Genomic DNA, 19,982 nt, shown 5'->3' with positions numbered 1-19,982 from the left:
CTCTTCGAGCGACTCGGCCTGGCCATCGAGCACGGGTAGCGCAGCTGCATCAGGTGCCCTCAGCTCGCGCCAGCATGACAACCCTGGTGCCCTGTCCTTGCTCGACGGCCGTCCGTGGTGTACGGCCATCGAGGCCGCCCAGCGCCGTCTCGAGCCAGGCCAGGGCGCCCCAGGCGTCGAGGTCTAGCGCATCAAGGATCGCCGGCAGCTCTGAGCGCAGCGGCTCAACGATTTGCCAGGCGGGGATGCGCCAGGCCTCGCCAGGTGCCCGGACTCCAAGCAGACATCGAGTGCGGACCAAGTCGTCAATGACTTGACTGTTGACGTCTAGGATCCGTGCGGCCTCATCGACAGAGATCATGTCGGCGGCGTCGAGCCGAGCTCGGAACCGCCTGCGCGCCTCCTTCTCCAGTCCATCCCATGTTGGCGGCCGCATCGGGAATTGGCTCTGCGGACCACTGGTATTGGTCACCTCAGCGACGCGATGCTCGTAGGCAGCCTGCAGGTTGAGCCAGCCCTTTGCTTCGCTGCCGAATTGACGCTCCAGCCGCTCGGCGACTTCAGAGGTCACCGCTCGCTCACCGGTGGTGATCTCGAGTAGCTGCTCGTAGGACACATCGAGCGCTTTGGCCGCCTCGCGGACGCTTGTACCGCTTGGGCGAAGGTAATCCTGCAGCAAGATCTCGCCTGGGTGCACGGGGCGCATACCGTTCCAATGCTTCATCGAACGTGCTCCCTCACGATGCGAGCCTCTTCGAGCTTGGTCAGCGGCTTGATGCCTGGCTCCTTGCCTACCGCTGAAGGGTGGTCAACTGGTAGAGGTCGCACAAAGGCACGCTGGCTAGGGCTGAGCGGGGCGCCATTGGCGTCACGGCGCGTCCGTCGCTCCGGCTCTTCCTGTTCAAGCCGCTGGAGCAACTGCCAGGCGCGATCCAGCAAGGCCAGCGTGAGGCCGACGGCCGGGTCACAAAGGACGAGATTCGCGCGCGAGAAGCGATCGAAGAGCTCGGCCTGGTCATCGATGGCGACCCAGGCAGCGTAGTAGTGCCCCTGGTCAGCAAGCCAGTGTCGACATTCGGCCGAGCGTTCAAGCTTTTGGCGGTCCAGATTTGGGGTCGCCCCGACCACGCGCTCAGCCAGGTCAGGCTTGTCGTGGAAGAGGAGGTCGCGTAGCTGGCTCAGCGGGTGAACCTCTCTCCAACTGCTGCTGACTACAATCTGAACGGTTGGGTGCTCTCCCATCCAGCTGGCGAGCAGATCGGCGTGCTCGAAAAGTCGGTCGATGTTGGTGCCGACATGGGCGCGGTGCATGACACCGTCGAAGTCGAGGAAGAGAAACGCGGCTGACATCAGTACGTCAATCCGAGGATTTTGCAATTCCTCGCATACCCGCCAAGGAACCAAGATCCGTTGCCGCCGGTGGCGAGGAACTCCCTCTGCGGCCGATGTTTGGTTGCCCAAGTCGCGGAGGTCGTCGCACCAGAATGCCAAGCATGCCGACGACGGTGATCTCGCACGATCATGATGCGACCTCGACGACAAAGCCCCGATCGAAGTGCTGGTTCTCAAACCTTCCGTCGCGGACGCGGTAGCCACGTGGGTTGCTGACGACCCTGCAGGTGCCCTCCATGTAGTCGAACGAAGTGTGCGTGTGCCCATGCGTCCATAGGCAAGGCACCTTGAAGATCGTTGATGGCAGCTGACTAACGAAGGCCGGCGTCAACCAATCGGCGGCATAGCGCGCGGCGACGGAGGCAATTGCTGGAGCGTGGTGCGTGACCACGACTGTCGAACCCTGGAATGGCTGCGTCAGTTCGCACCGGAGCCAATCACGGTCGATCCAGTGCATCGCCATGGTGTCGGCAGGCCGGAGGACGCGTTGGAACGGCCTGCAACCCGCCGCCCCATTCGTGTTCGCTGTCGCCTCTGCATCGACCTCGATCAGCCTGAAATCATTCAGCTGGTCGCCTGCAGCACGCAGCGCGCGCTTGATGCTGGACTTGAGCTCGCCGCCAGGCATCCGCAGCGGCAGTTGGAAGTCGGTCCATAGCACGCAGCCAAGGAAGCGGACGCCGTCGATGACCACTCCAGAGCGGTTGAGGATGTGCACATTGCTGTCAGCAGCCGCGGCCTTCATCTTTTCGAGTTCGACACGCATCACACGGTTGTAGAACTCATGATTGCCAGCCACGAAGATCACCGGTCGGCCGCCGAAAGTCGATTCACGCTGCGCCCAGTGGATGGCATCGGTGCCCGGCGATGAGATGTCGCCAGCCAAGACCACGGCGTCGAAATCAAGGCCGGCCGGTACCGTGTATGGATCACCGAACTCTAGGTGCAGGTCGCTTACAACAAGGATCTTCACTCTGCGCCCTTCCTGGCTTCCGCTTCATGGTTGTCGTCAATGTGGCTTTGAGCAAAGGCTCTCGCAGAGCTGCGGTGCGATGCCAAGCGCTGCCTCCATGTCGCCGATGCTGACCGTGTGCCTTCCGCTGGCGACCGCCGCTCCGACCGCCTTCTCGATGGCTCGGTGAACGACCCGTGCTGAGAAATCGGCCAGCAAGGCCGCGCATCCGGGGCTCACTTTCACGGCGCCGTGGACGCCGAGCCTCCGTAGCGCGCTGTCGACAACACGTGCGGCCGCCTCCCGCCGCTCCGATGGTCTTGGGAGACCGACTTGTACAACTTCAAATCTGCTCAGAAGCGCAGCATCAAAAGATTTCAGCTGATTGGCGGTAGCAACGTACATGACGAGGCTCGCATCAAGTTCAACGTCCAATGACACATCGGCCAGGTGCCGCGCGGTTTCTGGCTCCAAAGCCGAGTACAGCTGCGCAAGCATGTCGATGCTCTGCGTGCCGGAACTTCGGGGAGCCTTGTCGATCTCGTCAAGAACGACGAGCGGATTCGCTGTGTCGCTGAGACCCAAGAGGTCGAATAGGGCCCCGTGCCGCGAAGTCGACCAGTGGCTGTCGGATCCTCGCAAATCAGCACCTGCCGTGTGTTGGTCCATCGCGATCCAAGCGGATCCCGACCCCAACGTCTGCGCAAGTCGCCGGCAGAAGTAGGACTTTCCGACGCCAGGTGCGCCAACGATCAGGATCGGAGTGATCGATGGCGTGGTTCCGGTGATCTCTGCCAACGCAAGTGCATTCGTGATGACTTGAAGCACAGCCCTGTAGGCCGGAAGTTCGGTGGCCAAATCTTCAAAGGCCGACCTCCAGTCCGGCCTTCGGACAACCGACCTCATCGGCCCCCTATCGAGGGCAGTGCTGAGCGCCTTGAGCTGTCGCATCGTGTGCTCTTGGTCACCGTAGAAGCCGTTCCCAAGTCTCGCAATGCGTTCCTTGACTACATCGATGCGCGGGAAAATTTGATGGCGGGCAACCTCGTGCATATGCGCCCGATGCATGGAGTCGTCGGCCTCGTGCGACGCGGTGATCGGTGCCGCGTCGTCGGCCACTGCTACGGCGTTGCGTTCCACCGTGCCGTGGTTCGATGCTGCTGCGAGCGCCGCCGCTCGTGCTTCCCGCTCGAGTTTCTGCCGCTCTGCCTCGATCTGCGACACAACAATAGGAGGCAGGTATAGCTTGTTGCACGCATAGTCGCTCCACCATAGGACCCAGTCTCCGTGACTGTCGGCATGCCTGTTGCTCATCGCCTCCCCCTTGAACTCTGTTGTCCGGTTGGCCCGGCTCCTGGTTGAAGCTTTGTCACCGCGACGCCTCCTCGCCTGGCCGCGAGCACCAGAGCCCTGCCTCATCTATCCATCCATCGACTCGAGCCTGCGCTTCGAAGGCATCAAGGCTCTGCTTCCTCGCTAGCTCTGAGACCAAGCCGTAGCGCCCCGGACGTCGATTCAATTCGTGAGCCGCCCACGTCCGAGCGTCCTCTGGCGTAGCTGCGTCGAGAGCGCGAACACGCGGGAAGTGCCAGGCGATCCGTTGAGCCCGTTCCGCCAGGGCAGGAGAGATCCCTACAGTCAGTCTCGTCACAAGCATCCTGGTTTGATGGATGCAAGACGCGGCGACCATCAAGTTGTGGCCGTCTAGGTCTTCGAGTTGGCCACTGATAGATCGGGTTGTGGGATACCCGACAAGCAACTCCGCCGCGAGATCGCGCTCGCTCGGATGTGCCAACGGGTCCGCCACCAAGTCCTCGAGAAGGTCCCTGCCCCAAGCCAAAGCGCGTGCAGCCTCACAGAAGGTTGTCATTCCGACACCTCCGCGCGGCTGCGCTGACGACATTCACTTCGAAGCGACGCTACGGCATTTGCCGAACACACCGATCTCTCTAGTGTGGGGCGCTCGACTGAGGAGCGTGCCGCATCTTGGTAGCTGCATTGCCTTTGAGAGGGGACGTTTGCTCTACGTGTTAGGTGCGACATGAGGCCAAGCGTGCCAGTTCAAAATTGCGATTGCAAATTTTCGTCCTGTAGGTCATCACATTTGGCGCTTCATTTCCTGTAGATCATCACAGATACATGCAATTGGCACGTTAGCAACTGGCTGCAAGTGCATCGGAGCTGCCGTTATGGATTGCAATCAATGGTCGTGGCGTCCAAATGGCTGGCGCTTGCCGAACGCGTGCGCAAGCCGGAGTCGGATCAGGATGAGCATGAGCTGCCAGAGGCGGACGTCGAACTTGCTGAGCGATGCGACTACGCAATGAGGTACTACGAACGAAGCCGCGTGAGATCTCCGACGGAAGAGGCCCTGACCAAGGTGCGAATTAGGATAGACGCCAAGGCCAAGGAGCTTGCAGGCAGGTACCCTCCGCAGGAGGGCGAGCAGGAGTTGCCACCATGAAGATGCGCGCGCGTCGCCATTCGCGCAATCGACGCCTCGAGGTCCCAGAGTTCCTTTCTCGTCGTCTTCTTCGCGACGGTAGGGAAGTCAGGAAGGGCCTCAGATCGGCGCGAAGCCTGTGGGCATTTCAGCCCGGGGCCCTCGCCGGATTCACGGTCACGTTCAACCCGGATTCCGAGTACGAGCAGGCGGGTACAGGCTGGTGAAGCCATGAAGCTCTGAGTATGCGGGCGTCAAACGCCGTGCAAGCCGGCAAGCTCCTCTGCGACGACTTCGCCGGCTGCAAGACCTGCTTCGAGCTGGGGGCTCCCAGGTCCGTTGCATGGCGCACTCCCGCCGCCACAGCAAGGGTCCCAACACGAGGCAGCTGTTAGAACGTTCAGGCGCCCGTGGGCAAGCGCTCGACTGCCTGGCGGATCTCTTCGCCGGGAGGGAAGAACTTGATGGAGGTCCATGACTTCCACAGCACTTGGATGTACAGCAGCCCAGGCACGACGAAGAACGCCAGTCCGATGGGAATCACCACGATGCCGGACAAACTGAGAAGGAGCGCCGATTTCGTAGCGTGGTCCCGGAGCTTGTACATCTCCTCGTTGGCGTAGAGGCGCTGATCGCCCTTGTCGTATGCACCGAGGACGATGGACTTCGACTTCGCGCCTTTGTCTATGTGGAGCACAACAAGGGCCACGTCCTTCTGAGGCTTGAGCGCGCGATGCACATCGTTGACCGCAGTGACCTCCTTCAGGTCGATCCGACCGTCGGGGGTTTGGATCTCGACGGCGCTGTACGTGTGATCGTGCTCATTCCTGGTCGAGGAGCCGACATGGGACACGCGTCCGACGATGGTTTTGAGGTTTGACATGCGAGATTCCCTGGGTTGCTCGTCGTCAGATCGAGCATCTGAGTCTTGGCGAATCTGGCGAGATGGCAGATCCGAAGCCATCAGATTAGTCGAATTTCGACTATTTGAACTTCGCATGCATGGTGCGCGTCGCTTCCCTGTGACGCATGCCACGTCTCCCTCAACCTCTAGAGCTCAAAGTGCTGCTGGACCTCCTCATCGAGGTCCGGGAGGAGTGCGCCATGTCACAGACCACGCTGGCGGAAGGCATGGGTTGGGCTCAAACAGACGTGAGCAAGGTGGAGCGAGGGGTCCGTCGGCTCGACGTGCTTGAACTTCGCACCTGGGTTGCAACTCTGGGGTCTGGTATCGAGGAATTCGTGCGCGAGCTGAACCTTCGCCTCGAGAGTGCGGAGCACCTCGACCAGCAAGCGCGGGGGCGAAAGGGCCGTTAGCCAGCTTCGGATCAACAATGCACTGAGCGCATCACCTAGCTGCATTGGCAACTGGTGCCGGACTCAAAGACATCTACCGTGTATGAAACGCCGGAGGCGTTACGAGAGCTGTCGAAGCAGACTCAGGTACTGTTCTTGAGCCACCACGACCATCTGTTGCCGCTGGTGCTGCAGGTCTTCGGCGCTGGCGTCAACGTATTGCAGTTGCAGCGGTGAGGGCGGGCTCGCATAGCCCGTAGCCGCGCGCTAGTCGGAAACCGGGACGGCCACTACCGGTCAGCGACTAGACCGCCCTGCTTGGACTGTCACGATTCCATTGGACTGGATCGGGATGCGCAGTTGGCCTCCGGGCTTAAGGTTGAGCTGACTGAGCAACTTCCGAGGGACGGTCAAGCGGCTACGCGCGCCCACGATGACTGAAATGTTCATGTCGCTACGCTGAACGCCGAACGGACCTCGACGCGCCTGCCATCCGCCCGTAGTTCTCAAGAACACAAGCGGGTGGCACCCATAGCGCATCCACTCTCACATTGCGGAATATCCCCGACGGACCTTATTTAATCCCGACGGACCTTATTTGCTGGAGTCATGGCGTCAACAGCACCAGCTCGCCTACTCGACAGTCACACTTTTTGCCAGGTTACGTGGCTTGTCGACGTCCGTTCCCCGCGCGCAGGCCGTGTGATATGCCAGCAGCTGCAGCGGCACGACGTGCAGGATGGGGCTGAGTTCGCCGTAATGCTCGGGCATGCGGATGACGTGCAGGCCGGCCTCGCTTTCGATGGCGGTGTCGCCGTCGGCGAAGACATAAAGCTGGCCGCCGCGGGCGCGCACTTCCTGCATGTTGCTCTTGAGCTTTTCCAGCAGCGCGTCGTTGGGCGCCACCGTCACCACCGGCATCTCGGCCGTCACCAGGGCCAGCGGGCCGTGCTTCAGTTCACCGGCCGGGTAGGCCTCGGCGTGGATGTAGCTGATTTCCTTGAGCTTGAGCGCACCTTCCAGCGCGATTGGGTAGTGCAGGCCGCGGCCGAGGAACAGCGCGTTCTCCTTGCGCGCGAATTCCTCGCTCCAGGCGATGACCTGCGGCTCCAGGGCCAGCACGGCCTGCACGGCGACGGGCAGGTGGCGCAGATCCTTCAGGTGCTCGGCCTCGTCGGCCTCGCTGAGGTGGCCCCGCGTCTGCGCCAGGGCCAGCGTCAGCAGGAAGAGGCCGACAAGCTGGGTCGTGAAGGCTTTGGTGGAGGCCACGCCGATCTCGGCGCCGGCACGGGTGATGTAGGCCAGCTCGCATTCGCGCACCATGGCGCTCGTGGACACATTGCAGATGGTCAGCGTGTGCTTCATGCCCAACGAACGGGCGTGCTTCAGTGCGGCGATGGTGTCGGCCGTCTCGCCGCTCTGGCTGATGGTGACGACCAGGGTGCGCGGGTTGGGCACGCTGCTGCGGTAGCGGTATTCGCTGGCGATCTCGACGCTGGTCGGGATCTTGGCGATGCTCTCCAGCCAGTACTTGGCCGTGGAACCCGAGTAGTAGCTGGTGCCACAGGCCAGGATGAGGACGTTGTCGACCTCCTTGAAGATGCCATAGGCGCCATCGCCGAAGAGCTCCGGGCTGATGCCGGTCACCGCGTCCAGCGTGTTGGCGATGGCCACGGGCTGCTCGAAGATTTCCTTCTGCATGTAGTGGCGATACGGCCCCAACTCGGCAGCGCCGCTGTGGGCGTGCACGGTCTTGACCTCCCGCTCCACCGACTGATAGCGGCCCGTCGTCTTGTCCAGGCGGCTGAGCCAGTAGCGGCCCAGCTGCAGGTCGACGACATCGCCCTCTTCCAGGTAGACGATCTGGTCGGTCACGCCGGCCAGGGCCATCGCGTCGGAGGCGACGAAGTTCTCCTGCTCGCCCACGCCCAGCACCAAAGGCGAACCTTCACGGGCCGCTACCACGCGGTGCGGTTCGTCGCGGCAGAACACGGCCACGGCATAGGCACCCTTCAGCCGCGGCAGGGCCTGCTGCACGGCGTCGAGCAGGTCGCCGCTGTAGAGATGGTCGATCAGGTGGGCGATGACCTCGGTGTCGGTCTGGCTCGTGAATTGATAGCCGCGCGACTTCAGCTCGGCGCGCAACTCGTCGTGGTTCTCGATGATGCCGTTGTGGACCAGCGCGATGCGGCCTGTGCTCTCGACGCCCGCATTGGGGCCGGGCGAAAAGTGCGGGTGGGCGTTGTGCACGGCCGGTGCGCCATGCGTGGCCCAGCGCGTGTGGGCGATGCCGGTGCCAGCGGAGATGCCGTCCTGGTCGGCCACGGCCTGAAGTTCGGCCACGCGGGACGTGCTGCGGGCGCGCTTCAGGCCGCCGTCCTGGTGCACGGCCACACCGCACGAGTCATAGCCGCGGTACTCGAGGCGCTTGAGGCCTTCAACGAGGATGGGAACGATGTTGCGCTGACTGACCGCGCCGACGATGCCGCACATGGAGGTCTCCGTTGGGGAATGCGTGCATCGTAGGGAGACCGCCGCGGCGAATGGGTGCGAAATTTCTCAAAAAATGAAGGAAAATTTCCCGATCCACCCACTGAGAAATATTCGTTCAAATATTCAACATTAATGACTGATTTAGACGCAATCGACCTGCGTCTGCTGGAGGCCCTGCAGACGGATTCATCGCTGAGCAACCAGGACTTGGCCGCGCGCGTCGCCGTGTCGCCTGCCACTTGCTTGCGGCGCGTCAAGCGCCTGGTCGAGGCCGGCATCGTCGAACGCCAGGTGGCCCTGCTGTCGCCTGACAAGCTCGGGGCCGGGCTGTCGGCCATCGTGGAGATCACGCTGGACCGCCAGGGCGCCGAGCACCTGGATGCCTTCGAGGCGCGGGCGGTGCAGGAGGCGGCCGTGCAACAGTGCTGGCGGGTGTCGCCCGGGCCGGACTTCGTGCTCGTCGTGCAGCTGGCCGATATGCCGGCCTACCAGGCGTTCACCCAACGGCTGCTGACCCAAGATGCCAATGTGCGCAACATCAAGGCCTTCTTCAGCGTGAAGCGGGCCAAGTTCGAGACGCGAATCGGACTGCCATCCCCCTAACTTCATATGACCCCCCGCGAGCCCGGGGGCAAACCACGCTCCCGGGCCGACAGAATCCTGGATCGCCCCCCAGACCGGAGCCTTCCATGCTTTCCCGCAAGTCTTTCCGCCCCGCCGCGTTCGCGCTGGCCTTGAGCCTCGCCGGCCTGGCCCCGAGCGCCCAGGCCCTCAACATCGTGCTGAACGACGTTGGCACGACCAAGATGTCTGCCGAGCAACTGGGCGCCTTCCAGACCGCGGCCAACTATTGGTCGGGCAAGCTCACCGACAACGTGACCGTCTACGTCAACATCGCCTTCAGCGACCTGGCCCCCAACGTCCTGGGGTCGACCGGCTCGTCTCGGGCGGTCCTTGACTACGGCTCGCTGCGCAGTGGCCTCGCGACCGATGCCAAGTCGGTGACCGATGCCCTCGCCGTCGCCAGCCTGCCGGCCGGTTCCAGCCTCAGCTTCTTGGCCACCCAGGGCGACCTGACGACCCGCCTCGACAACGACGGCTCGACAAACAACAAGCAGTTCGTCGTCAACACGGCCAACCTCAAGGCCCTGGGCCTGGATCCTGGCACCAACGCCAGCAATCCTGATGCACGCATTGAATTCGCCAATGGCTTCGCCAGCAGCTTCGCCTTCACCCGCGCCAACGGCGGTGTGCCATCCAACAAGGTCGACTTCATCACCGTGGCCGAGCATGAAATTGGCCACGCCCTCGGTTTCGCATCGGGCGTCGATTCCATCGACTTCTGCGTGGGCCATACCGCCCAATGCGGACTGTCCGGGGCACCCAACGAGTTCGAGGTGTCCCCCTGGTACACGCCCCTGGACATGTTCCGCTACTCCGCCGCCGGCCAGCGCGACGTGACGCTGGGCGGCTCGCCCTATTTCTCGGTGAATGGCGGCCTGTCGTCCGTCCAGCCTTTCTCGACCGGTCTCGAACATGGCAACGGTCAGCAGGCCAGCCATTTCGGCACCAGCGTCGTCACGCTGATGCGTCCCTTCGTCGGCAATGGCCAGTCGTATGACGCCACGGTCAGCGACTTGATGGCCTTCGACGCCATCGGCTGGGACCTTGCCGCTGCAGTGCCGGAGCCGAGCCAGTACGCCCTGCTGCTCGCCGGCCTGGCCCTCATCGGCATGGCGCGCCGCCGCAAGCGCGACTGAACCTGCGCGCTCAATGCAAAGCGGCCTCGCGAGGCCGCTTTTTCTTTGCCCGAGCTCAGCGCTTCAGCAGCCCCAGGCCCTTCAGATAGTCCCCTTCCGGGAAACACACCGTCTGCGGGTGGTCGGCCGCGGCCGACAGGCGTTCGATGATGTAGCCGTCCACGCCCGCGTCCAGCCCAGCGCCGGCCACGATCTTGTGGAAGAGGTCGGGCGAGATGCCGCCCGAGCAGGAGAAGGTGTAGAGCAGGCCGCCTTCACTCAACAGCATGAAGGCCAGGCGGTTGATGTCCTTGTAGGCGCGCGCGGCACGCTCGGCGTGGGCAACCGTGGGCGCGAACTTCGGCGGGTCGAGCACGATGGCGTCGAAGCGCCGGCCTTCGGCCAGGCAGCGCCGCAGCGTGGCGTTGACGTCGGCATCCCAGGCCTGGTGGCGGCTCGCGTCGAAGCCGTTCAGCTCGACATGGGCTTTGGCGCGTTCCAGCGCCGGGCCGGAGGAGTCGACGCTGACCACCTCGCTTGCCCCACCGGCGAGCGCCGCGACCGAAAAGCCGCCCGTGTAGCTGAAGCAGTTCAGCACGCTCTTGCAGCCGTATTGCTTCACCGCGTCGGCAAAGCGGCGGCGACTGTCGCGCTGGTCGAGGTAGTAGCCAGTCTTGTGGCCTTCGGCCACATCCAGCGTCAGCCGCCAGTCGTGCTCACGGATGGTCAGCGCCGTTTCGCCATCGCCACGCAGCCACCCGGTCTGCACCGGCAGGCCCTCCCACTCGCGGGCCTGGGCGTCGGAGCGCTCATACAGGCGTGTCAGGCCGGTCGCTGTCAGCAGCGCGTCGGCAATGACGGCCTTCCAGCGCTCGACGCCAGTGCTGCCGAACTGGGCCACCAGCGTGTCGCCATAGCGGTCCACGACCAGGCCCGGCAGGCCATCGGCCTCGCCATGCACCAGGCGCCAGGCGTCGGAGGCGATGGCCAGCCGTGCCCGCATCGCCACAGCCTGCTCGATGCGCCGCTTGAAGAAGACCGCATCGATGCGCTCGGCCTCGTCGAAGCTCCAGGCGCGCAGGCGGATCTGCGACTGCGGGCTGAAGGCCGCCCAGCACAGGAAGGCACCGTCGGCCGACTCGACGCGCACGGTCTCGCCAGCGTCGGCGCCGCCGCGAGCAATGGAACTTTCGAACACCCAGGGGTGGCGCTTCTGCAGCGAGCGCTCCTTGCCGGCGCGCAGGGTGATCTTTTTCATCGCCGGGCCGTCCCAAGATGAAAAGCGCCCCCTCGGGGGGCAGCGGCCACACGACGTGTGGGGGGGCAACTGTTCATCGCTGCAACGTCCCGAAGGCGTAGTTCAGGCCGACGTGGACCACGGGCGTTGACTGGCTGCTGCCGCGCATGGTGCGGAACTCGCCCAGGCCGGTGCGCAGCCGCAGCCGTTCGCCGATCCGCCATTGCGCCCACAGCTCGGCTTGCGTCACGGCGCCGCCGCCCACCCGCACGCCGCCGCCGCCGGCTGCGCCGACCAGCCATTCCGCGCCGACACGCAGCCCGCCCCACAGCGGGTCGCTTTGCAAGCCCAGGCCGACGAGCCCGAAGGAATAGGCTCCGGCGCTGCCCGCTGCCGCGCTGCCCGCCAACGCCGATCCATAGACATACGGCGTGAATTCGCGCGACATGTTGACGGCCAGATGGCTGACCGCCTCGCGTCGGCCGTCCTTGAAGCGCACACGCGGCAGATGCAGCACGCTGGCGCCGAGTTGCTGCACGCGCACGATGCCGTTGCTCGTGTCGTCGCCAAATGCGACCGGAGACCGGTCCAGCGGCATCGCCAACACCGCACGCACGTATGGCGCGCTGTAGGAACCGCTGGACGCATAGGTGAAACCGGCATCCAGGCGCACGCTGGGGCCCCAGGGCGTGAGCCAGCGCAGCGTCGGCCCGGCGCGCAGCAGCAGTCCACTGCCGGTGTCCAGCGTGCCGCCGCCACCCAGGCCCGTGCCGAGCTGGCCGCCCACGCGCAGCCGCGGCGTGCCGAACAGGGCCCAGTCCTGGCCGATGTTGCCCAGCACTTCCATATAGCCGTCGGCGCCGCCCTGGGCTGCGCCGGCGGCCTCGATACCCCACCAGCTGCCGTCGACGATGTATTGCCTCAGCTCCCCGCCGGCTTTGCCGATGCGGCGCGTCAGCGGGTTGCCGCTGCGGTCACGGCTGGCGGAGCGGGGCTTCTCGAAGCCGCCCGTCAAGGCAATCTCGTCGAAGCCCAGGCCCGTGCGTTGCGTCGCGCGCCCCGGGCGGCCGGCATCGTCCGGCGAAAAGCTGGGGAAGCCCAGCGATCGACCGAGGGAAAAGCTCAGGCCCACGCCGCTTTTCACATTGCCGCTCGGGAAGCGGATCTGCGAGATGCCGACGCCCGTGTACCAGGCGCCCACCTCGGTGCGCAGCGACAGCTCGGGCCTGAGCATCAGGCCGCCCCCGAAGCGCAGCTGCTGGTTGGACAGGCCGCCACCAGCGCCCACGTAGAGGCTGGCGGCCAGATGCGTGTCGCCGGAGAGCCGCCAGCGCCGCTGGCCCGTGAAGCCGACAGTGAAGATGCCACCGTAGTTGCCCTTGGCCGCGCCGTAGACGCCGGGGCCGAAACCCCAGTCCTCGTCCAAGGCCATCATGTAGCTGATCGAAGCGAAGGCCGTGCGGCCGCCGTCGGGCATCTTCATCTTGGTCCAATTGCCCTCGACCGCGGCCGGGCGCACCGTTTGCACGCGTGCGAACGGCGCGTCGTCGGGAAGGGCCCAGGTCGTGGCCGGCAACAGGGCCGCCAACGCGGCCAAAGCCGTGATTTGGAATCTCATTTCTTGGCTCGAGGGTGCGCGGCGTCGTAGATGCGCGCCAGATGCTGGTGGTCCAGCTGGGTGTAGACCTGGGTCGTCGTGATGTGGGCGTGGCCCAGCAGCTCCTGCACCGCGCGCAGGTCACCGCTGGACTGCAGCAGGTGCGAGGCAAAGCTGTGGCGCAGCATGTGCGGATGAACGTGGGCCGGGCTGCCGGCCGCGACGGCGCGTGCGCTCAGCATGGCGCGCAGCGTCGAGCCGGCGATGCGTTTGCCCCGAGAGCCGACGAAGAGCGCCGCCTCGCCAGCCGCCACGACCTGGGGCCGCACCGCCAGCCAGGTGCGCAGTGCCTCGGCCGCGGCACGGCCCAGCGGCGTGCTGCGGCGCTTGCCGCCCTTGCCGAGCACATGCACTTCATTGGCCTGCAGGTCGACCCAGCCAGCCGCCTGGCCGCTGGCCTGGGCATCCAGCCCTGTCAGCTCGGACGCCCGCAGGCCGGCGCCGTAGAGCAGCTCGACCATGGCGCGGTCGCGGGCCTCCAGCACCGGATCGGCCGCCACCTCGGGCGCGTAGGCGGCGAGCTGCACCGCGTCGTCCACACCCAGCGCCTTGGGTAGAGGCTTGGGCGCCTTGGGCGCGCGCAGGCCGTCGAAGGGATTGAGCGTGACGCGGCCCTGCAGGCCCAGCCAGCGGTAGGCGCTGCGCCAGACCGACAGCAGCAGCGCGATGGACTTCGGCGCCAGGCCTTCACGATGCAACAGGGCCGCGAGACGGCGCGCCTGGGCGATGTTCAGATTGCGTGCGTCGATCGCAGCTTCGACCAACATGGCCTGCAGGCGTTCGAGGCCATCGGTGTAGATGCGCAGCGTGCGCGGACTCAGGCGCTGCTGCACGCGGGCGTGCTGCAAGAACTCCGTGAAGTCCTGCGCCAACTCCATCATGCAGCGAGCAAGCCCGCCAGCCCGGCACTGGCGATCTCGCCAACGCGGGTCAGGAAGTCGGTGCCCATCTCGGCCGTGTAGCGCGTCGGATCGGGCGAACCCAGCACCAGCAGGCCGAAGGGCTTGTCCTCGTTGGCGCTGGGCTGGTGCAGCGGGATCAGGGCCAGCGAGGTCGCCGTGCCGCCGCTCTCGCTGAGGCCCAGCCAGCGTGCCGCCTCGAAGCCGGAGTTCACGCCGCAATAGGGCTGGCTCAGGCTGGAGGCGAAGCTGCGCACGTCGGGGCTGACCGAGGCGGCAAACTCCGAGGCCTCATGCTCGGGAGCGACGCCCCACAAGCGCAGGCCGGCTTGCGGGATCATGAACTGGTGGCGCAGCTCGGCCAGCAGCACATGGGGCAGCTCCGGCGTGCCCACCGCGCGCATGACGGCCAGCGTCCAGCGGTGCAGGCGGTCGGCGATGGTGACGTTGTCCTGGCCGTTGCGGATCATGTCGATGATGCGCATTTCCAGGCCCTTGATCTTGTCGCGCAGCATCTCGGCCTGGCGCTCCTGCAGCGACACGGCGCGTGCGCCATGCGGGTGCTGCAGCTGCACGCTGGCGAGCATCGCCGCGTGGCGTTCGAAGAAACCGGGGGTGGACGCCAGGTAGTTGGCGATGTCGGTTTCGGTGATGCCTTGCACCGCGTCAGCGGCCGGGTTGGAACTCACAGCGTGATCTCTCCGTCAAAAACTTTCACTGCGGGGCCGGTCATCAGCACCGGGTTCTGTCCACCCGCCCATTCGATGCGCAGCAGGCCGCCGCGCGTCTGCACTTCCACGGCCTCGTCCAGCCAGCCGGCGCGGATGCCGGCGACGACGGCCGCGCAGGCGCCCGTGCCACAGGCCAGCGTCTCGCCAGCGTCGCGCTCGAAAACGCGCAGCTTGATGCGGTCGCGGCTCAGGATCTGCATGAAGCCGGCGTTGACGCGTTTGGCAAAGCGCGCATGGTGTTCGATCAGCGGGCCCTGAGTCAGCACCGGCGCCGTCTCGACATCGTCAACGCGCTGCACCGCATGCGGGTTGCCCATCGACAGCACGGCCAGTTCCACGCCCTCGACGGGCCAGAGCTCGAAGCCGTTCACGAGATGGGGCTTGAGCCCGCTCGCATCGAATGGCAGGGCGGCGTGCTCGAACACCGGCGCGCCCATGTCCACCGTGACACGGCCATCGTCCTGCAGCTTCAGCAGCAGGCGGCGGTTCATGGTGTCGACGCGGATCTCGCGCTTGTCCGTCAGCCCGACATCGACGACGTAGCGCACGAAGCAGCGCGAGCCGTTGCCGCAATGCTCCACCTCGTTGCCGGTGTTGTTGAAGATGCGGTAGCGGAAGTCGGCGCCGGCGTCCTGGCTGGGTTCGATGACGAGGATCTGGTCGCAGCCGACGCCAAAGCGCCGGTCGCCGAGCAGGCGCATCTGCTCGGGGGTCAGCGCGAAGGGCTGCTTCGTTGCGTCGATGACGACGAAGTCATTGCCCGCGCCGTGCATCTTGGTGAAGCGCAATCTCATGAGGGGATTATCGCAAGGCCTTCTCTATGGCAGCTCCAAGCTCCGCCTCGCCCCCTTCCCCCTCGTGGCGATAGACGACACGGCCCGTGGCATCGATGAGCCAGGCGGCCGGCCAGTAGCGGTTCTCAAAGGCCTTCCAGACGCGGTAATCGTTGTCCTGCACCACCGGGTAATGCAGGCCCAGCCGCCGCACCGCCGCCTGCACGCTGTCCAGCGGCCGCTCATGGGCGAACTCGGGCGTGTGCACACCGATGACGACCAGGCCGCGCGCCGCATAGCGCTGGTGCAGGCGTTCGATGACCGGCACGCTGCGCAAGCAGTTCACACAGTCCCAGGTCCAGAAGTCGACGAGCACGGGCTTGCCGCGCAGGGCCTGCAGTGTCAGCGGCGGGCTGTTGATCCAGGCGCCCGTGGTGGCGATCTCGGACGCGGGCTTGCCAATCACCTGGCCCTGTGCCGACTCGGCCGGCCCGGCCAGAGCCGCGACCCAGGTGGAGCTGACATTGGCGAGGCTGGCCCCCGCCATCAGCATGACGAGCAGGCCCAACCCCCGGCGCAACCGGCCCGACCAGGCGCGCAGGCCCTGCGCGATGCGCTGGCCGCCATAGGCCACGGCCAGCATCGGCCCGCCGGCGCCGACGGCGTAGGCAATGAGCAGGGCCGCCGCCTGCTGCGAATCACCGGCGCTGGCGACCAAGGCCAGGATGCTGGCCAGGGCCGGGCCAGCGCAGGGCGTCCACAGCGCGCCCAGGCTGGCGCCGAGTGCCAGGGCGCCAAGCCGCCCGCCACCATGACCGAAGCGCTGGGCCCAGTCGGCCACACGGCCCAGCGGGCGCGACAACCGCTCCCAACCCGCCGGCCAGACCAGCAGCAGGCCAAAACCCAGCAGCAGCACGGCCGCGATATCGCGCAAGGCACCGGCCGACAGGCCCAGCACGCTGGCCGAGGCGCCAAAGGCCAGGGCCAGTGCGCTGAAGGACGCGACAAAGCCCAGCACGACCAGCAGCGGCCGCCACCGGTCGGCAGGCCCCAGGCTGCTGCCGAGCAGCGCCGGCAACAGCGGCAGCACACAGGGGCTGGCCACGGTCGCCAGGCCCGCACCGAACGCAGCCGCCACGGGCAGCACGGCGCTCATTGCGACGCTCCCGGCACACGCTGCCAGGCCTGGGTCCTGCCGAACAACGGCAGGCCGACATAGGCGCGCAGCTTCAGCTCGCCGGTCGGGCCGAGCGACATCAGGCAGTCGTAGGTCTTGCCGTTCTCGCGGTTGAAGATGCGGCCGCGCCATTCGGTGACGGCGCTGCGGCCATCGGGCTGGGTCTCGCGTTCGGAGGGCAGGAAATCGCTGAGGACGTCCATGCCCTCCTGGGCGGGCTGGGCATCGGCCGCCATCGCCTCGCCGGGCCGGCTCATGGACTGGTTGGCGATGACGCGCGCCACCTTGCCGCACAGGCCCGCGCCGCAGGGCGCGACGCGCACCTCCAGGTTGCCGCTGGCCGTCAGCCACAGGCCGCGCGGGTCGGCATCGGCGCGGGCCGCGCCGGCCGCGAGCAGGAGGATCAGGAGAAGGCTTCGCATGAGGCACCTCGTCAGCAGTGAAGGAGGTGCCATTGCAGACGGCAGCGGTATCACCGCGATGTCGATGTGTCGCCGGTGGACACGCGCCGGCCGCACAGACAAAGAGCGATACAAAACAGCGGGTCCCGTCCGCTATCGTGGCCGCCATGGACCCGCGCCCCGACCATCTGCTGCTCGTCGACGACGACCGCCAGCTGCTCACGCTGCTGGCCGACTACCTGCGCGCCGCGGGCTATCGCGTCAGCACGGCGACGCAGGGCCGGGAGATGCGCGCCGTGTTGGCCGCCGAGCCAATCGACCTCGTCGTGCTCGACCTGATGCTGCCCGGCGAGGACGGCCTGTCGCTGTGTCGCGACCTCCGCGCACGCGAGGTCGAGCCCCTGCCCGTGCTGATGCTGACCGCCCGCGGCGATGAGGCCGACCGCGTGCTCGGCCTGGAGATGGGCGCCGACGACTACCTCGCCAAGCCCTTTGCGACGCGCGAATTGCTGGCCCGCATCCGCGCCGTGCTGCGCCGTACCCGCCAGCTGCCACCGCGCACAAGCCCGCAGCGCCAGGCCAGGCGTCTGGCCTTCAACGACTGGGTGCTGGACACGGCGGCCCGCCATCTGCTGGACGGCGCCGGCACCCTGGTGCCGCTGACCGGCGGCGAGTACCGCCTGCTGCGCACGTTGCTGGACCACCCCCAGCGCATCCTCAGCCGCGACCAGCTGCTCAACCTCACGCAGGGGCGTGACGCCGACCCCTTCGACCGCTCCATCGACCTGCTCGTCAGCCGCCTGCGCCGCCGCCTGCGCGACGATGCCAAGGAGGCCCGGCTGTTGAAGACGGTGCGCAATGAGGGCTATGTGTTCTGCGCGGATGTCGAGGCCGTGGAATGAGTTTGGCCAGCCGCATCGCCGGCCTGCTGATCGCCGGCCTGCTGCTGGCTTATGGCCTGGCCAGCCTGGCCTGGCTGGCCGAGCGCGGCGAGGTGATGGGCCGCATGCTCAACGCCTACCTCGGCCGCGATGTGGCCACGGCCGTCGCCGTGCTGGACCGCTTGCCCGAGGCCGAGCGTGCCGCCTGGTTGCCGAGACTGGCGCGGCCCAACTACCGCTACGAACTCGGCGCGCCGCAGGACGCTCTGGCAGCTGACGAGCTGGCACTGTCTCTCACGCAAACGCTGGCCAGGGAGCTGGGTTCGGCGCGAATCGGCACGGCGGGTGCAAGGCCAGATGGCGAGCTGGTGTTCGCGCTGAAGCTGGCCGACGGCAGCGCACTGACCCTGCGCGCCCAGCCGCCACGGCTGAAGCTGTCCGGCGCAACGCTGGCCCTGCTGGTCGCGCAGATCGCCGTGCTGGCGCTGTGCGGCGCGGCGGCTGTCAGGCTGGCGACGCGGCCGCTGCGCCGCCTGGCCGATGCCGCCGATGACCTCGGCGCCGATCTCGCCGCCCAGCCGCTGCCCGAAGAAGGCCCGCGCGAGGTGGCCTCCGCAGCGCGCGCCTTCAATGCCATGCAGGCCCGCATCGCCGGGCACCTGCGCGAGCGCTCCGAAATCCTCGCCGCCGTCACACACGATCTGCAGACGCCGCTGACGCGCATGCGCCTGCGCAGCGAACTGCTGGCCGAGACCGACACGCGCGACAAGCTGCTGGCCGACATCGACGAGATGCGCGGCCTGGTTGCCGAGGGCCTGCACTACGCGGCCAGTGCGCATGCGGCCGAGGAAGCGCCGCAGGCGGTGGACCTCGTCGCGCTGCTGGACGGCCTGGTCTGCGACGGCCAGGACGCGGGCCAGCAAGTCAGCCTTGAAGCGCCCTCTTCCCTTGCGCCGGTGACGACGCGGCCACGCGCGCTGCGCCGCGTTGTCGGCAACCTGGTCGACAACGCCGTCAAGTTCACCGGCGCGGCGGAGGTGGTCGTCACGCTGGACAACAGCCAGCTGCGCATCGCCGTGCTGGACCGCGGCCCCGGCATCCCGGCCGACCAGCGCCAGGCCGCGCTGCAGCCCTTTGTGCGCCTGGAGGCCTCGCGCAACCGCGCCAGCGGCGGCACCGGCCTGGGCCTGGCGATTGCGCAGCGCCTCGCGCAGGCGCTGGGCGCGACGCTGGAACTGCTGCCGCGCGAGGGTGGTGGCCTGGAGGCGCGGCTGAGCCTGCCGGTTAAGGAGGGCTGACCCTGCATCTTGAGGAAGCGCGCGACCGCCAAATCGGCGCAAGCTTGGCGCCATGCCACTGCCCGAGCCGCCGCTGCTGGAGCGCGATGCCGCGCTCGCAGGCCTGCGCGCCGACCTGGCCGCCTTGGCCGACCCGACACAAGGCCAGGGCCGCTGCGTGCTGCTCGAAGGCGATGCCGGCATGGGCAAGACGCGGCTGCTGCGCGCCGCGGAACGCGCCGGCGGCAGCGCCATCGACTGGGCCTGGGGCGCCTGCGAGCCGCTGATCACGCCGCTGCCGCTCGGGCCGCTGCTGGACATGCTGCCGCGACTACCCGGTGAGATCGCGGCGCTGCTGCGGCGCAGCGCACCGGCCGCCGAGTTGTTTGCCGCCCTGCTGGAGGTGGCGCGCCTGACGCGCCGGCCGCGGGTCTGGGTGTTCGAGGACCTGCACTGGGCCGACGGCGCCACGCTGGACCTGCTGCGCTTCCTGGCCCGGCGCATCGCCGGCACCCGGGTGCTGTTGTGCCTGAGCTGGCGGGGCGGTGAACTGGGCCCGGCCCACCCGCTGCGCGCGGCGCTCGCGGGCTTGGCCGGCCAGGGCGCGCGCAGCCTCGGCCTGGCGCCGCTGAGC

The 19,982-nt window shown here is 66.8% G+C and carries 21 protein-coding genes; 8 read left to right on the top strand and 13 right to left on the bottom strand.

The window, feature by feature from the left end; all coding sequences use genetic code 11:
- Window positions 1–49 precede the first annotated feature (49 nt).
- The 4 genes from AC1DW0_RS25150 to AC1DW0_RS25135 all read right to left on the bottom strand — a co-directional run bounded on the left by AC1DW0_RS25150 (window position 50) and on the right by AC1DW0_RS25135 (window position 3,658).
- Window positions 50–724, bottom strand: a complete 675-nt coding sequence (locus AC1DW0_RS25150) for a HigA family addiction module antitoxin (RefSeq protein ID WP_477948698.1) — start codon at window positions 722–724, stop codon at window positions 50–52.
- Window positions 721–1,350 (bottom strand): HAD domain-containing protein, encoded by a 630-nt coding sequence (locus AC1DW0_RS25145; RefSeq protein ID WP_477948696.1) that lies wholly within the window; start codon window positions 1,348–1,350, stop codon window positions 721–723. The genes AC1DW0_RS25150 and AC1DW0_RS25145 overlap by 4 nt, the downstream gene beginning before the upstream one ends.
- A 169-nt stretch (window positions 1,351–1,519) precedes the next feature.
- Entirely contained in the window at window positions 1,520–2,365 is an 846-nt protein-coding gene (locus AC1DW0_RS25140) for a metallophosphoesterase (protein ID WP_477948694.1), read from the bottom strand.
- Window positions 2,366–2,401: 36 nt separating this feature from the next.
- Entirely contained in the window at window positions 2,402–3,658 is a 1,257-nt protein-coding gene (locus tag AC1DW0_RS25135) for an AAA family ATPase (protein ID WP_477948692.1), read from the bottom strand.
- Between the two features lie 889 nt (window positions 3,659–4,547).
- On the opposite strand from AC1DW0_RS25135, the gene AC1DW0_RS25130 reads away from it, so the two are divergent.
- Window positions 4,548–4,808 (top strand): hypothetical protein, encoded by a 261-nt coding sequence (locus tag AC1DW0_RS25130; protein ID WP_477948690.1) that lies wholly within the window; start codon window positions 4,548–4,550, stop codon window positions 4,806–4,808.
- 379 nt (window positions 4,809–5,187) lie between these two features.
- Here AC1DW0_RS25130 and AC1DW0_RS25125 read toward each other — a convergent pair whose 3' ends face one another.
- Window positions 5,188–5,670 carry a hypothetical protein gene (locus AC1DW0_RS25125; RefSeq protein ID WP_477948688.1) on the bottom strand — a complete coding sequence of 161 codons (483 nt, stop codon included), beginning with the start codon at window positions 5,668–5,670 and terminating at the stop codon, window positions 5,188–5,190.
- A 179-nt stretch (window positions 5,671–5,849) separates the two neighbouring features.
- Here AC1DW0_RS25125 and AC1DW0_RS25120 point away from each other — a divergent pair, with 179 nt between their 5' ends.
- Together AC1DW0_RS25120 and AC1DW0_RS25115 are read left to right on the top strand one after the other, a co-directional pair.
- Window positions 5,850–6,104 carry a helix-turn-helix domain-containing protein gene (locus tag AC1DW0_RS25120; RefSeq protein WP_477948687.1) on the top strand — a complete coding sequence of 85 codons (255 nt, stop codon included), beginning with the start codon at window positions 5,850–5,852 and terminating at the stop codon, window positions 6,102–6,104.
- A gap of 78 nt (window positions 6,105–6,182) precedes the next feature.
- Window positions 6,183–6,320, top strand: coding sequence for a hypothetical protein (locus AC1DW0_RS25115; RefSeq protein WP_477948833.1), 138 nt, complete (start codon window positions 6,183–6,185; stop codon window positions 6,318–6,320).
- Between the two features lie 396 nt (window positions 6,321–6,716).
- Here AC1DW0_RS25115 and glmS read toward each other — a convergent pair whose 3' ends face one another.
- Entirely contained in the window at window positions 6,717–8,576 is a 1,860-nt protein-coding gene (glmS, locus tag AC1DW0_RS25110; protein ID WP_477948685.1) for a glutamine--fructose-6-phosphate transaminase (isomerizing), read from the bottom strand.
- Window positions 8,577–8,708: 132 nt separating this feature from the next.
- Here glmS and AC1DW0_RS25105 point away from each other — a divergent pair, with 132 nt between their 5' ends.
- Both AC1DW0_RS25105 and AC1DW0_RS25100 read left to right on the top strand, forming a co-directional pair.
- On the top strand, window positions 8,709–9,179 hold the full coding sequence (locus AC1DW0_RS25105; RefSeq protein ID WP_056205325.1) for an Lrp/AsnC family transcriptional regulator: 471 nt from the start codon (window positions 8,709–8,711) through the stop codon (window positions 9,177–9,179).
- 86 nt (window positions 9,180–9,265) lie between these two features.
- Window positions 9,266–10,336 carry an NF038122 family metalloprotease gene (locus AC1DW0_RS25100; RefSeq protein WP_457356623.1) on the top strand — a complete coding sequence of 357 codons (1,071 nt, stop codon included), beginning with the start codon at window positions 9,266–9,268 and terminating at the stop codon, window positions 10,334–10,336.
- 55 nt (window positions 10,337–10,391) lie between these two features.
- On the opposite strand, the gene AC1DW0_RS25095 is transcribed toward AC1DW0_RS25100, so the two are convergent.
- From AC1DW0_RS25095 to AC1DW0_RS25065, 7 genes are all read right to left on the bottom strand, one after another.
- Complete coding sequence (locus tag AC1DW0_RS25095) at window positions 10,392–11,573, bottom strand: class I SAM-dependent rRNA methyltransferase (protein WP_477948682.1); 1,182 nt, start codon at window positions 11,571–11,573, stop codon at window positions 10,392–10,394.
- A gap of 73 nt (window positions 11,574–11,646) precedes the next feature.
- The gene (locus AC1DW0_RS25090; protein WP_477948680.1) at window positions 11,647–13,170 is read right to left on the bottom strand and encodes a hypothetical protein; all 1,524 of its coding nucleotides are present in this window, start codon (window positions 13,168–13,170) and stop codon (window positions 11,647–11,649) included.
- Window positions 13,167–14,090, bottom strand: a complete 924-nt coding sequence (locus AC1DW0_RS25085; protein WP_477948678.1) for a tyrosine recombinase XerC — start codon at window positions 14,088–14,090, stop codon at window positions 13,167–13,169. The genes AC1DW0_RS25090 and AC1DW0_RS25085 overlap by 4 nt, the downstream gene beginning before the upstream one ends.
- Window positions 14,087–14,797: a DUF484 family protein gene (locus tag AC1DW0_RS25080; RefSeq protein WP_056205335.1), complete on the bottom strand. Its 711-nt coding sequence runs from the start codon at window positions 14,795–14,797 to the stop codon at window positions 14,087–14,089. The genes AC1DW0_RS25085 and AC1DW0_RS25080 overlap by 4 nt, the downstream gene beginning before the upstream one ends.
- Complete coding sequence (gene dapF, locus AC1DW0_RS25075) at window positions 14,794–15,633, bottom strand: diaminopimelate epimerase (RefSeq protein ID WP_457321386.1); 840 nt, start codon at window positions 15,631–15,633, stop codon at window positions 14,794–14,796. Before dapF ends, AC1DW0_RS25080 begins: the two co-directional genes overlap by 4 nt.
- Window positions 15,634–15,640: 7 nt before the next feature.
- Entirely contained in the window at window positions 15,641–16,768 is a 1,128-nt protein-coding gene (locus AC1DW0_RS25070; RefSeq protein ID WP_477948675.1) for a cytochrome c biogenesis protein/redoxin, read from the bottom strand.
- Window positions 16,765–17,211 carry a DUF2147 domain-containing protein gene (locus tag AC1DW0_RS25065; protein WP_477948673.1) on the bottom strand — a complete coding sequence of 149 codons (447 nt, stop codon included), beginning with the start codon at window positions 17,209–17,211 and terminating at the stop codon, window positions 16,765–16,767. Before AC1DW0_RS25065 ends, AC1DW0_RS25070 begins: the two co-directional genes overlap by 4 nt.
- 146 nt (window positions 17,212–17,357) lie before the next feature.
- Here AC1DW0_RS25065 and AC1DW0_RS25060 point away from each other — a divergent pair, with 146 nt between their 5' ends.
- From AC1DW0_RS25060 to AC1DW0_RS25050, 3 genes are all read left to right on the top strand, one after another.
- Window positions 17,358–18,092: a response regulator gene (locus AC1DW0_RS25060; protein WP_457321392.1), complete on the top strand. Its 735-nt coding sequence runs from the start codon at window positions 17,358–17,360 to the stop codon at window positions 18,090–18,092.
- Complete coding sequence (locus AC1DW0_RS25055; protein ID WP_477948671.1) at window positions 18,089–19,369, top strand: ATP-binding protein; 1,281 nt, start codon at window positions 18,089–18,091, stop codon at window positions 19,367–19,369. The genes AC1DW0_RS25060 and AC1DW0_RS25055 overlap by 4 nt, the downstream gene beginning before the upstream one ends.
- A 52-nt stretch (window positions 19,370–19,421) precedes the next feature.
- Window positions 19,422–19,982 (top strand): ATP-binding protein (locus tag AC1DW0_RS25050; protein WP_477859367.1); only part of this gene is annotated, 561 nt, incomplete at its 3' end.

It is taken from the genome of Roseateles sp. P4_D2 (assembly GCF_056401875.1).
Note: the sequence above shows the minus strand (reverse complement) of the source record. Positions and strands in the feature narration are given on the sequence as shown.

Excerpts from the sequence above, each read along its gene's own strand:
- AC1DW0_RS25060 (WP_457321392.1), top strand. The coding sequence starts at position 17,358 with ATGGACCCGCGCCCCGACCATCTGCTGCTCGTCGACGACGACCGCCAG.
- AC1DW0_RS25070 (WP_477948675.1), bottom strand. The coding sequence starts at position 16,768 with ATGAGCGCCGTGCTGCCCGTGGCGGCTGCGTTCGGTGCGGGCCTGGCG.
- AC1DW0_RS25090 (WP_477948680.1), bottom strand. The coding sequence starts at position 13,170 with ATGAGATTCCAAATCACGGCTTTGGCCGCGTTGGCGGCCCTGTTGCCG.
- glmS (WP_477948685.1), bottom strand. The coding sequence starts at position 8,576 with ATGTGCGGCATCGTCGGCGCGGTCAGTCAGCGCAACATCGTTCCCATC.
- AC1DW0_RS25105 (WP_056205325.1), top strand. The coding sequence starts at position 8,709 with ATGACTGATTTAGACGCAATCGACCTGCGTCTGCTGGAGGCCCTGCAG.
- AC1DW0_RS25150 (WP_477948698.1), bottom strand. The coding sequence starts at position 724 with ATGAAGCATTGGAACGGTATGCGCCCCGTGCACCCAGGCGAGATCTTG.
- AC1DW0_RS25145 (WP_477948696.1), bottom strand. The coding sequence starts at position 1,350 with ATGTCAGCCGCGTTTCTCTTCCTCGACTTCGACGGTGTCATGCACCGC.
- AC1DW0_RS25065 (WP_477948673.1), bottom strand. The coding sequence starts at position 17,211 with ATGCGAAGCCTTCTCCTGATCCTCCTGCTCGCGGCCGGCGCGGCCCGC.
- AC1DW0_RS25095 (WP_477948682.1), bottom strand. The coding sequence starts at position 11,573 with ATGAAAAAGATCACCCTGCGCGCCGGCAAGGAGCGCTCGCTGCAGAAG.
- AC1DW0_RS25125 (WP_477948688.1), bottom strand. The coding sequence starts at position 5,670 with ATGTCAAACCTCAAAACCATCGTCGGACGCGTGTCCCATGTCGGCTCC.
- AC1DW0_RS25085 (WP_477948678.1), bottom strand. The coding sequence starts at position 14,090 with ATGATGGAGTTGGCGCAGGACTTCACGGAGTTCTTGCAGCACGCCCGC.
- AC1DW0_RS25130 (WP_477948690.1), top strand. The coding sequence starts at position 4,548 with ATGGTCGTGGCGTCCAAATGGCTGGCGCTTGCCGAACGCGTGCGCAAG.
- AC1DW0_RS25100 (WP_457356623.1), top strand. The coding sequence starts at position 9,266 with ATGCTTTCCCGCAAGTCTTTCCGCCCCGCCGCGTTCGCGCTGGCCTTG.
- dapF (WP_457321386.1), bottom strand. The coding sequence starts at position 15,633 with ATGAGATTGCGCTTCACCAAGATGCACGGCGCGGGCAATGACTTCGTC.
- AC1DW0_RS25055 (WP_477948671.1), top strand. The coding sequence starts at position 18,089 with ATGAGTTTGGCCAGCCGCATCGCCGGCCTGCTGATCGCCGGCCTGCTG.
- AC1DW0_RS25135 (WP_477948692.1), bottom strand. The coding sequence starts at position 3,658 with ATGAGCAACAGGCATGCCGACAGTCACGGAGACTGGGTCCTATGGTGG.